General features: G+C 73.5%; 13 protein-coding genes and 1 pseudogene. 5 read left to right on the forward strand and 9 right to left on the reverse strand.

Annotated elements, in window-relative coordinates:
- The first annotated feature begins 154 nt into the window (after nt 1–154).
- The gene (serB, locus tag QM572_RS13795) at nt 155–1,363 is read left to right on the forward strand and encodes a phosphoserine phosphatase SerB (protein WP_415094056.1); all 1,209 of its coding nucleotides are present in this window, start codon (nt 155–157) and stop codon (nt 1,361–1,363) included.
- Between the two features lie 135 nt (nt 1,364–1,498).
- Here serB and QM572_RS13800 read toward each other — a convergent pair whose 3' ends face one another.
- Genes QM572_RS13800 through QM572_RS13810 form a run of 3 tightly spaced genes read right to left on the reverse strand, consistent with a single transcriptional unit; the run spans nt 1,499 to nt 3,505 of the window.
- Nucleotides 1,499–1,987: a SixA phosphatase family protein gene (locus QM572_RS13800; RefSeq protein ID WP_415094057.1), complete on the reverse strand. Its 489-nt coding sequence runs from the start codon at nt 1,985–1,987 to the stop codon at nt 1,499–1,501.
- 20 nt (nt 1,988–2,007) lie between these two features.
- Nucleotides 2,008–2,790, reverse strand: a complete 783-nt coding sequence (gene fabI, locus QM572_RS13805; RefSeq protein WP_415094058.1) for an enoyl-ACP reductase FabI — start codon at nt 2,788–2,790, stop codon at nt 2,008–2,010.
- Nucleotide 2,791: 1 nt separating this feature from the next.
- Nucleotides 2,792–3,505 (reverse strand): beta-ketoacyl-ACP reductase, encoded by a 714-nt coding sequence (locus tag QM572_RS13810; protein WP_415094059.1) that lies wholly within the window; start codon nt 3,503–3,505, stop codon nt 2,792–2,794.
- 83 nt (nt 3,506–3,588) lie between these two features.
- On the opposite strand from QM572_RS13810, the gene QM572_RS13815 reads away from it, so the two are divergent.
- Genes QM572_RS13815 through QM572_RS13830 form a run of 4 tightly spaced genes read left to right on the forward strand, consistent with a single transcriptional unit; the run spans nt 3,589 to nt 5,686 of the window.
- Nucleotides 3,589–3,930 (forward strand): DUF3099 domain-containing protein, encoded by a 342-nt coding sequence (locus tag QM572_RS13815; RefSeq protein ID WP_415094060.1) that lies wholly within the window; start codon nt 3,589–3,591, stop codon nt 3,928–3,930.
- An 8-nt stretch (nt 3,931–3,938) separates the two neighbouring features.
- Nucleotides 3,939–4,139, forward strand: a complete 201-nt coding sequence (locus QM572_RS13820) for an acetone carboxylase (protein ID WP_415094067.1) — start codon at nt 3,939–3,941, stop codon at nt 4,137–4,139.
- Nucleotides 4,132–4,983 carry an SURF1 family protein gene (locus QM572_RS13825; RefSeq protein ID WP_415094061.1) on the forward strand — a complete coding sequence of 284 codons (852 nt, stop codon included), beginning with the start codon at nt 4,132–4,134 and terminating at the stop codon, nt 4,981–4,983. The genes QM572_RS13820 and QM572_RS13825 overlap by 8 nt, the downstream gene beginning before the upstream one ends.
- Before the next feature lie 28 nt (nt 4,984–5,011).
- Entirely contained in the window at nt 5,012–5,686 is a 675-nt protein-coding gene (locus tag QM572_RS13830) for an HAD family hydrolase (protein ID WP_415094062.1), read from the forward strand.
- A 147-nt stretch (nt 5,687–5,833) separates the two neighbouring features.
- Here QM572_RS13830 and QM572_RS13835 read toward each other — a convergent pair.
- The 6 genes and pseudogenes from QM572_RS13835 to QM572_RS13860 form a co-directional block, all read right to left on the reverse strand.
- A pseudogene (locus tag QM572_RS13835) lies at nt 5,834–6,745 on the reverse strand (MSMEG_0565 family glycosyltransferase); the annotation flags it as partial.
- Complete coding sequence (locus tag QM572_RS13840; protein WP_415094063.1) at nt 6,742–7,596, reverse strand: carbon-nitrogen hydrolase family protein; 855 nt, start codon at nt 7,594–7,596, stop codon at nt 6,742–6,744. The gene QM572_RS13840 and the pseudogene QM572_RS13835, both read right to left, overlap by 4 nt.
- A complete protein-coding gene (locus QM572_RS13845) occupies nt 7,593–8,855 on the reverse strand; it encodes an MSMEG_0569 family flavin-dependent oxidoreductase (RefSeq protein ID WP_415094064.1) in 1,263 nt (420 codons plus the stop codon). Before QM572_RS13845 ends, QM572_RS13840 begins: the two co-directional genes overlap by 4 nt.
- Before the next feature lie 36 nt (nt 8,856–8,891).
- On the reverse strand, nt 8,892–9,173 hold the full coding sequence (locus QM572_RS13850; RefSeq protein WP_415094068.1) for an MSMEG_0570 family nitrogen starvation response protein: 282 nt from the start codon (nt 9,171–9,173) through the stop codon (nt 8,892–8,894).
- Between the two features lies 1 nt (nt 9,174).
- Nucleotides 9,175–10,041 carry a carbon-nitrogen hydrolase family protein gene (locus QM572_RS13855; RefSeq protein WP_415094065.1) on the reverse strand — a complete coding sequence of 289 codons (867 nt, stop codon included), beginning with the start codon at nt 10,039–10,041 and terminating at the stop codon, nt 9,175–9,177.
- The coding region (locus tag QM572_RS13860; protein ID WP_415094066.1) for an AIR synthase related protein at nt 10,038–10,734 on the reverse strand (697 nt) is incomplete at its 5' end. The genes QM572_RS13855 and QM572_RS13860, both read right to left, overlap by 4 nt.

Genomic DNA, 10,734 nt, shown 5'->3' on the forward strand with positions numbered 1-10,734 from the left:
CCGCCCGCCGCGCCCTCGTCGCCGCCGGCTCTCCCGAGGCCTGGCCGGACACGACGTGAGCCCGCCGCCCCGGACGCGCCGACACCACCGGCGTGTCGCCGCAGGGAGGCGCACGAACGGTTCGCGGCCGGCGAGCACTAGACTCACGGCCGCCATGGAACGTCCCGACACCCTGCTGTTCACGCTCACCGGACGCGACCGGCCGGGCGTCAGCTCGAAGGTCTTCTCCACCCTGGCCGCCTTCGGGGTGGACGTGCTCGACCTCGAGCAGATCGTGCTCCGCGGGCGGCTGATCCTCGGCGTGCTCACCTCCGTCCCGGCCGACCTGCCGGCCGCCCAGGGCGCGATGGCCACCGCGGCGGCCGAGCTGGGCATGAACATCGAGATCGAGCACGGCACCGGCGACACCCAGCGGGAGCGCTCGGGCCGCTGCCACGTGACGGTGATCGGGGTGCCGCTCACCGCCGGCGCGATGGCCGGCGTGACGCGGCGGATCCGCGACGCCGGGGCGAACATCGACCGGATCGAGCGGATGGCGCGCTACCCCGTGACCGCGTTCGAGCTGGCGCTCTCGGGCGCCGACGTGGACCGGCTGCGGGCCGAGCTGGCGGTCGAGGCCACCGCGAGCGGCGTCGACGTGGCGGTGCAGCCGGCGAGCCTCCTCCGCCACGGCAGCAGGCTCATCGTGATGGACGTGGACTCCACCCTCATCCAGGGCGAGGTGATCGAGATGATCGCCGCGCACGCCGGCTGCGAGGCGGAGGTCGCCGAGGTGACCGAGCGGGCGATGCGTGGCGAGATCGACTTCGAGGCGTCGCTGCGCGAGCGCGTGGCCCTGCTCAAGGGAGTGCCGGCGAGCGCGATCGACGAGGTCTACGACCGGATCCAGCTCAACCCGGGCGCGCGCACACTGGTGCGAACGCTGCGGCGCCTCGGCTACCGCTTCGCCATCGTCTCGGGCGGCTTCAGCCAGATCACCGACCGCCTGGCGCGCGACCTCGGCATCCACTACGCGCGGGCCAACGAGCTCGAGATCGTCGACGGCGTGCTGACCGGCGGCATCGTCGGCCCCGTCGTCGACCGCGCCGGGAAGGCGACGGCGCTGCGCGAGATCGCCGCCGAGATCGGCATCCCCGAGGCCGCCACGGTCGCGATCGGCGACGGCGCCAACGACCTCGACATGCTGTCGGCCGCCGGGCTCGGCATCGCCTACAACGCCAAGCCGCTCGTGCGCTCCCAGGCCGGCACGGCGATCAACGTGCCCTACCTCGACACGATCCTCTACCTGCTCGGCATCAAGCGGGAGGAGATCGAGGCCGCCGACGCCGCCGAGGGCTACGTCACCCCCGCTCCCCTGGTCTGACCCCCGCTCGCGACGGCGACGGCGCACCCTGCGCGATCCGAGCGACGCGGACCCGCCCGGCCGCTGCGAGGTGCCACCGCGTCACGAGGGTCGAGGGGTCGACCACCACCTCCGGACGGGCGACGAAGAGGCAGCTCAGCCGCGCGGGGCCTCGAAGGCCCGGAGCGTGGCCGAGCCGACGTCGAGGTCGGCCCACGCGCCGTCGTACGCGAAGACGGCGACGGCGCCGGTGGCGAGCTCGCCGAGCGGCACGCCGGACCCGTCGTCGAGCAGCTGCGCCACCATGGAGACCGTGGGATTGTGGCCGACGACCACGGCCGTGCGGGTCTCCTCGGACACCGCGTGGAGCAGCTCGAGGACGGTGTCGACGCCCGCGCTGTAGAGCGTCGTGTCGATCCACGGCTCGACCTCCCAGCCGGCGGCGTCGGCGATGGCGGCGAAGGTCTCGCGGGTGCGCAGCGCGGTCGAGACGAGCACCTCGTCCGGCACGATCCCCGCGGCCGCGAGCCAGCGCCCGGCAGCGGCCGCGTCCGCCCGGCCCCGCGCGGCCAGGGGGCGCTCGTGGTCCGACGGACCGAACTGCTCGGCCTTGGCGTGCCGCACGATCACGAGCGTCCGAGTCATGAGCGCCAGCCTAGGGAGGCTCAGGCCCCCATCGCGTGATAACCGCCGTCGACGTGAACGATCTCACCCGTCGTCGCCGGGAAGAAGTCGCTCAGCAGCGCGCACACGGCCCGCGCGGTGGGCTCGGCGTCGGTGTTGTCCCACCCCAGCGGCGCTCGCTCCTTCCATCCCGACTCGATCTCCTCGAAGCCGGGGATGGCCTTCGCGGCCAGCGTCTTGAGCGGCCCGGCGCTGACCAGGTTGACCCGGATCCCGTCGGCGCCGAGGTCGCGGGCGAGATAGCGCGCGCAGGACTCGAGGCCCGCCTTGGCGACCCCCATCCAGTCGTACGCCGGCCACGCGACGCTCGCGTCGAAGGTCAGCCCGACGATCCCGGCTCCCGGGGAGAGCAGCGGACGGACCGCGTGCGCCAGGCTCATCAGGGAGTACGACGACACCTGGATCGCCTGCGCGACGTCGGCCCACGGAGCGCCCACGAAGCGCCCGCCGAGCACCGTCTCCGGGTTGCCGAACGCGATCGAGTGCACGAGGCCGTCGAGAGTCGCGTCCTCGCCGAGCTGCTCGCGGATCGCGTCGGGCAGCGCCGCCAGATGCGCCGGGTCGGTCACGTCGAGCTCCAGCACCGGCGCCTCGGCCGGCAGCCGCTTCGCGATCCGGCGGGTGATGCCCAGCGCCCGGCCGAAGTTGGAGATGAGCACCGTCGCGCCCTGCTCCTGGGCGACGCGGGCGGTGGCGAAGCCGATGGAGGTGTCCATGGTGACGCCGGCGACGAGGATCGTCCTGCCTTCCAGGAGTGAGCCCATGTCAGTGCCCCATCCCGAGTCCGCCGTCGACCGGGATCACGGCCCCGGAGACGTAGGAGGCGCCGGCGAGCCACAGCACCGCGTCGGCCACCTCGGCCGGGTCGCCGTACCGCCCCAACGGGACCTGCGCGCGGATCGCCTCGCGCTGCTCGTCGGAGAGCGCGGCGGTCATGTCGGTGTCGATGAAGCCGGGCGCGACGACGTTGGCCGTGACGCCGCGCGGACCGAGCTCCCGGGCCAGGGAGCGGGCGAGGCCGACCAGACCGGCCTTGGACGCGGCGTAGTTGACCTGGCCGGCGCTGCCCAGCAGTCCCACCACGCTGGAGACGAGGATGACCCGGCCCGAGCGGGCGCGCAGCATGCCCTTCGACGCCCGTCGGGCGAGCCGGAAGGCGGAGGTGAGGTTGGTGTCGATGACCTCGGCCCAGTCCGAGTCCGACATCCGCAGCAGCAGGGTGTCGCGGGTGATGCCGGCGTTGGCGACGAGCACCTCGACCGGGCCGTGCGCCGCCTCGACCTCGGCGAAGGCGTCGTCGATCTGGTGCTGGTCGGTGACGTCGCACTTGACCTCGAGCACGCCCTCGGGAGCGCCGCCGCTGCGCGTGGTGACCGCGACGTGGTCGCCGTGGGCGACGAAGGCCTCGGCGATCACGCGGCCCAGGCCGCGGTTGCCGCCGGTGACGAGGACGGATCTGGCCGGGCGTTCGAGATGCATGACCATGACGGTAGGGACGAGCGGCCCGCAGACCGGTCGACGCCGCCGACAACATTCGCCCGCCTGGTTCGTAGGATGTCTCCATGGCAGGCGGCAGGACCCGGGGCAGGAAGGGTGGACCGGAGGCGATCCGGATCACCGACGCCCCGGCGGCGCGCGCGGACGACATCAAGGTGCGGCAGCGGCGCTATCTCACCGCGATGCTCGCCCGGACGGTCTGCTTCATCCTCGCGGGCGTCACGGGCCTCGCGGGCGTGCTGTGGCTGGCGATGATCTTCGTCCTGGCGGCGATCGTGCTGCCGTACGTCGCCGTCGTCATGGCCAACGCCTCGACGCCCAAGCGCGGCGAGGCCTCCCCCTACGGCATGCCCACCAGCCAGCGGGACCGGCTGCGCCAGCTGCCCAGCCGGCACGACCTCCGGTGACCGACTCGATGACCGGCCCGCCGGGCGAGCCGATCTGCTCGGCCAGGGGCTGCACTGCGCCCGCCGTGTGGGAGCTGCGGTGGAACAACCCCAAGATCCACACCCCCGACCGGCGCAAGGTCTGGCTGGCCTGCGAGGAGCATCGCCCGACCCTGGGCTCCTTCCTCAGCGCGCGCGGCTTCCTCCGGGAGACCGAGCCCCATGCCTGACCTGAGGTTCCTGGTCAGCCGTCGCTGGCTGCTCTTCTTCCTCGCCGTGGTGATCGTCGTGATCGGCACGTGGTGGCTGGGCACCTGGCAGTTCGGCCGCCTCGCCGACCGGAAGTCCGACAACGCGATCGTCCGCGCCAACGAGCAGCGCACGCCCGTCGCGGTCGGGGACGTCCTCTCCCCCGGCGTCACCGCGCCGAAGAAGGACGAGTGGCTGCTCGTCACCGCCACCGGCACCTACGACACCACGCACATGGTCACGTGGCGCTACCGCAACAGCGACGAGTACGACGAGGCGGGGATCGACACCGTCGTGCCCCTGATCACCGCCGACGGCACGGCGCTCGTCGTCGACCGCGGCTTCGTCGCGACCGACGGCGACGTGGAGCTCGCCGACGTGCCCGCGCCCCCGAGCGGGACCGTCACCGTCACCGGCTACGTCCGGCTCGACGGCAGCGGCGACTCGACGCGGGTCGACCCGGACCTCAACACCCGCGGCCTGTCGTCGGTCACGATCGGTCGGGCGACCGGCCTGACGACGTACGGCGGATGGCTGCAGCTCGAGTCCGAGGACCCCGCCCCCGCGACCTCCCCGAAGCCCTACGGCCTGCCCGACCTCGGCAACGGGCCGCACTTCTTCTACGGGATCCAGTGGTGGTTCTTCGGCCTGCTCGCGATCTTCGGGTTCGGCTACCTGCTGTGGGACGAGGCGCGCGTGCAGGCCGGCCGCGGCGACGCCACCCGTCCGGCGCGCGCGGAGTCCGAGCGGTCCCGACGCCGCAAGGCCGTCCGCGCCGCCTACCAGGCCGCCTACGAGCGCGAGCGGGAGAGGCAGCGCAAGTAGCCATCCGCCGGTCGGTAGCGTGGTCGGCATGCCCGATCTCGACGTCGCCCTGCTGGACATCGACGGGACGCTGCTCGACTCGGCCTACCACCATGCGCTGGCGTGGGCGCGGGCCTTCGCCGAGGTCGGCCGTCCGGTGCCGGTGTGGGAGCTTCACCGCCACATCGGGATGGGCGGCGAGCGGCTGATCGAGGAGGTGGCCGGCGCCGAGGTCGCCGAGCGCCTCGGCGATCGGCTGCAGGACGCGTGGAAGAGCGCCTACGACGCGGTGATCGACCAGACCCGCCTGCTGCCCGGGGCGGCCGCGCTCCTCGACGGGCTGGGCCGGGCCGGCCTGGAGGTCGTGCTGGCCAGCTCGTCGATCCCCGAGCACGCCGAGCACGCGCTCGGCCTCCTCGACGCCGAGCGGCGCACGGACGCCTGGACCACGGCCGAGGACGCCGAGAGCGCCAAGCCCGATCCGGAGCTGCTCGAGGCGGCCCTGGAGCGCGTGCGGGGGCAGCGGGCTTTCATGATCGGTGACGCCACCTGGGACGTCGCCGCCGCCGCGCGGCTCGACGTCCCGACGGTCGGACTCCTCACCGGCGGGTACGCCGAGGCGGAGCTGCGCGACGCAGGCGCCGTCGCCGTCTACCGCGACCCCGCCGACCTGCTCACTCACCTCGGCGAGGCGCTCGCGACCGCCGGGGCGAGACGGCTGTAGAACTCCAGGTGCGCGCGAGCGGCTCGCTCCCAGGTGTAGCCGGCCGCGAGCGCGCGGCCGTCGGCCGGTGACGGTGGCGCGGTGATGACCGCGTCGTGCCGCGGCGATGCCCGGCGCGTCGGCCGCATAGGCGACCGTGTCCCCGAGCACCTCGCGCAGCACCGGCAGGTCCCGCGCGACCACGGGTACGCCGGCCGCGAGCGCCTCCATCGCGGCGAGGCCGAAGCCCTCCTTGGTGGAGACCATCGCCAGGGCCGACGCCTCCGCCACGAGCGAGGGCAGGTCCTCCTCCGCGAGCACGCCGACGACCCGCGGCGTGATGCCGAGCTCCGCGGCCCGCGCGTCGAAGGCGGCGCGATAGTCGCGGTAGTCGAAGAGCGTCTCGCCCCCGCCGAAGACGAGCTGGAGATCCGGATGGGCCGCCCGCAGCAGGGCGAACGCCTCGAGCAGGTCGATCGAGGCCTTGCGGGGCTCGATGCCGCCGAGCGCGAGCACATACGCGCCGAGCTCGCCCCGCCAGCGCGCCCGCCCGGCGACGTCCTCGGCGCCGCGGGCGAAGCGCGCGGCGTCGACACCGTTGGGGATGACCGTGGGAGTCAGGCCCCACCCCTCCTCGACCTCGCGCGCGACGGCCGTGGAGACGCAGATCCGGGCGATCGGCTCCACCACGGCGCGGTCGTGGCAGGCGGCGAGCTGCGGCGTCGTGAACTGGTCGAGGTGGTGGATCGTCCGGACACACGGGAAGGCGGCATTCGCGGAGATGCAGTCCTGCGCGTGCACGATGTCGTAGCCCCCGCGCGCGGTGGCGAACGCCGACCGGAGCACGTCGATCGAGCGCCCGATCCGTGCCCCGACCTCCTCGCCCTCCACGTCGGCGAACGGCACCGCGCGTACGCCGACAGCCGGGTCGACCGGCCGGAAGAAGGTCTCGTCGCCGCCGCGGGCGAGCGTCCAGACATCGACCTCGACGCCGAGACCCGCGAGCGCCTCGGCGAGCGCGAGCGTGTGGACCACCCCGCCCCGCGGACGGGTGGAGTAGGTGAGCAGCGCGACCTTCACGACGTGCCGCCCGGTCGCGTGTAGGCGCCCGGGTTGAGCTCCTTGAGGTGGTGCAGGATCCGCCGCGACCGGTCGACCTCGGCCGCCACGTCGATCTCGGCGATCGCGAGGCCGCCCTTGGACGACGTACGGGCGAGGATGTCGCCGCCGGGTCCGACCACCTTGGCCTGGCCGAGGAAGCGGAGGCCGCCCATCACGCCGGTCTGGTTCGAGGAGACCCAGACGACCTGGTTCTCGGCGGCGCGGGCGGAGTCGTAGAGGTCGAAGAGCCGGGACTGGCGGTCCTGCGGCAGCCGTGACGCGCGGTCGGTGAGCGAGGCCGGCCACGCGGAGAGGCAGGCCATGATCGCGGCGCCGTCCAGCGCCAGCGAGCGCGCCGCCTCCGGGAAGGTCTTGTCGTAGTCGATCAGCATCCCCATCCGGCCCAGCGGGGTGTCGAACGGCGCGAACGCGTCGCCGGCGGCGTAGACGAGGGACTCCCCGGCCGGCTGGTGGACCTTGCGGTGGCGGCCCAGCACCCCATCGCCGCTGACCGCCAGAGCGGAGTTGTAGAGGCGGCCGCCCCCGTCCTCGGCATAGCCGAAGCAGATCACCATCTCCCCGGCCATCGCGATGATGCGCCGGATCTCGTAGGAGTCCTCGGTGAGCGCGGGCGGGAGCGACGAGGGGTCCGGGTGGCGCAGATCCGACAGGTAGCCACCCAGCGTGGCGTCCGGCAGCACGAGCAGATCGACCCCGCTCGCGCGCGCGTCGTTGACGATGCCCTCGATCTTCGCGATGGCGCGGTCGAGGTCGCGGCCGAAGTGGGCCGCGACCGCGCCGATGCGCATCGTGCCGGGGGCTCGGGTCACACCGGAACCCTACGGTCGCGAGCGCCGCTCACGCAGCCTGCGACATGCTCGGCGTCGGCGGCGATTCCGTGGAACCGGCCCGACCCCCAGGTGTGCAGCCACGGCAGCCCGAGGAAGTAGAGCCCAGGCACGGCGGTCACGCCGCGGGTGTGGGTGGGGTGGCCCGAGCCGTCGAAGACCCCGACCCGCACCCAGCGGTAGTCCGGCCGGTAGCCGATCGCCCACACGATGCTCGTGATCCCGGCTGCCGCGAGGTCCAGCTCGAGCGGGTCCTCGGCGGGCGCCCACACAGGCACGTACGCCGACCCGGCCGGCGCCTCGATCCCCTCCCGCTCGACGTAGCGGTCGATGTCGCGGCAGATGGAGTTGTAGACCGAGTCGGCGTTGTCGAGGGCCTCGGTCAGGGTGGGCCGGAAGCGCAGCGTCGTGCCGCCGGCCGCCTCGATGCCGTCGAGGAGGCCGTAGAGCGCCATGCCCTCGATCGCGAACTGGCGCAGGTCGATGTCACGGCCGCCGTCGCGACCGGTCACGTAGTGGTTGGTCTTCTCCCGGGCGGCCAGGCCGCCGGGATAGTGCTGCACCGGCGTGTCGTAGAGGCCCATCTCGGCCAGCCACGTCATCACGTCCTTGCCGCGGTAGAAGCGCGCGACGCGAGGCGCGTCGCCGACCGCGAGGTGCACCTGGCGGCCCTCGAGGTGCAGGTCCTCGGCAATCTGCGCGCCCGACTGGCCGGAGCCGACGACCAGGACCGCTCCCTCGGGCAGCTGGTCGGCGTTGCGGTAGTGCGCGGACTCGAGCTGGGTGATCGCCGGCGAGATCGCGGCGGCCCACGGCGGCACGATCGGGACGTGGTAGCCGCCGGTGGTGAGCACGACGCTCTCCGCCTCCCACTCCTCGACCCCGTCGGGTCCCGCCACGGTGAGCTGGAATCCGCCACCATCGCGCTCGGTCAGGGAGGTGACGCGGGAGTGCTCCCGCACCGGCGGGCCGAACGTCGGCGCGTAGCCGGCCAGCCACGCGACCACCTCGTCCCGGGTCATGAAGCCGTCCGGGTCGGGTCCGTCGTACGCGTAGCCGGGGAGCTGGCAGTGCCAGTTCGGCGTCACGAGCGTGAAGTTGTCCCAGCGGGTGTCGGCCCACTCGTGGGCGAGCGTCTTCGCCTCGAAGACGACGTGATCGACGCCGTCGGCGGTGAGGTGCCAGCTCGTCGCGAGGCCGGCCTGGCCGCCGCCGACGATGGCGGTGTTGGTGCGGTTCATCGGATCTCCTGTGATCAGGGCGGGTCAGGGCACAGCTCAGGTGAGCGGAGGCTCCATGGCGAGGACGGTGACGCTCTCGCCGGGCGCGAAGCGAGCGGCCCGCGCGTGGATGGACTCGGTCGTCGCCATCGCGCTCGTGCAGGCGAAGCCGAACTTCGCGCGGACGCGCTCGCTCGCGATGGCGAGCGCGTGCGTGGAGGCGGCGGTGAACTCGGCGACGGTGTAGCGGGCGCCGATCGTGAGGTGGTCGTGCATGACGAGCGAGGGCGAGTAGAGATCGCTCACCTGCCCGTCGGGCCAGCGGACGGTGAAGGTCATCTCAGGCACGGCTGAGCTCCTCGCGCAGGTAGGCGTCGGGGCGGCGGTCGCGGAGGTGGAACATCGATCGCCGCGCCGTCTCCAGCGCCTCTGCCACGTCGATCTCCGCGACGGCGAGACCGTCCTCCAGACCGGTCGTGGCGAGGACGTCGCCGCCCGGGCCGACGACCTTCGCGTTGGCGACGAAGCGGAGCTTGCCGAAGGTGCCGGTCTGGTTGGAGGCGACCCACACGACCTGGTTCTCCAGCGCGCGGGCCTGGTCGAAGAGGTTGAACCGCTTGGTCCAGCGGTCCTCGGCGAGATCGCCGGCGGTCGCGGTGCGGGAGGCCGGCCAGGCCGAGATCACGGTGATGATCTCGGCGCCGTCCAGGGCGAGGGAGCGGGCGGCCTCGGGGAAGGCCTTGTCGTAGCAGATCAGCGCGCCGATCCGGCCGGCCGGAGTGTCGAAGGCCCGCAGGGTGTCGCCGGCCGCGTAGAAGAGGCTCTCGCCCAGCGGCTGGTGGATCTTGCGGTGGACGCCGTGCACGCCGTCGCCGGAGACGACGACCGCGCTGTTGTAGCGCTCGGACCCGCTCGCCTCGCAGAGTCCGACGACGACCGTCATCTCACGGGCGAGCTCCGCGATCCGGCGCACCTCGGGTCCGTCGACGTCCATCACGGGCGGAAGGTCGTCCGGCTGCTCGTTGAAGGTCCCGTCGCGGCCGCGGCCGAGGACCGAGAGATAGCCGCCGAGGCACGCCTCGGGGAAGGCCAGGAGGGAGACCCCGCGGGCGCGGGCGGTCTCGATGTGATGGGCGATGGCGGCGACGTTGGCTTCCACGTCGCGGCCGAAGTTGGCGGCGACGGCCGCGACGGAGGTGGTGCTCATGCGATGTCCTTCGAAGAGGCCGGGCCGAGCCCGGTGACGGTCCTGGAGATGACACGGGTGGTGACGCCGTCGGGCCAGCGCAGCTGGACGCCGTCGCCGTCGATCAGCTCGCCACAGGCGGCGCTGGTGACGAAGCCGGGGAGTGCCGAGGCCAGCTCGGGCCCCTCGGCGTGGGCGGTGATCATGGCGAAGCCGGGGAAGCAGGTGAGCCAGTCGGCGGCGCCCGCGGTGGGCGGCGTGGGGATGGCCGCGACGTCGAGCAGCGCTCCGCATCCGCTGGCCTCCGCGAGCATGCCGGCGGTGCCGACGAGGCCGCTCATCGAGACGTCCTTGGCAGCCGTCGGCCGCAGTGCGGGTACGGCGTCGGCGAGCTGTCGCAGCTCGGCGCCGGAGCGATGCGAGGAGGAGTCCCATTGCGCGCCGGCGTACCCGGGACGCCAGGCGCCACCGAGATCCGCGGTCACCCGGAGCGTCTCGCCGGCGCGACCGCCACCGCCCGGGACCGCGCCCCTCAGCCCGGGATCGACCCGCCCGAGCGCCGTGACCGACAGCGCGCCGGGCACGCCGACCTGGGTGTGGCCGCCGAGGACCGGTACGTCCCACGCATGCGCGGCCTCGGCGAGCCCGCGCAGGACGCGGCGGGCGAAGCTGGCGTCGCGAGCGCCGACGGCGTCGAGCAGGCCGACCGGGCGC

The sequence above is a fragment of the Nocardioides sp. genome (genome assembly GCF_047607365.1).
In the GTDB taxonomy this organism is placed as follows: domain Bacteria; phylum Actinomycetota; class Actinomycetes; order Propionibacteriales; family Nocardioidaceae; genus Nocardioides.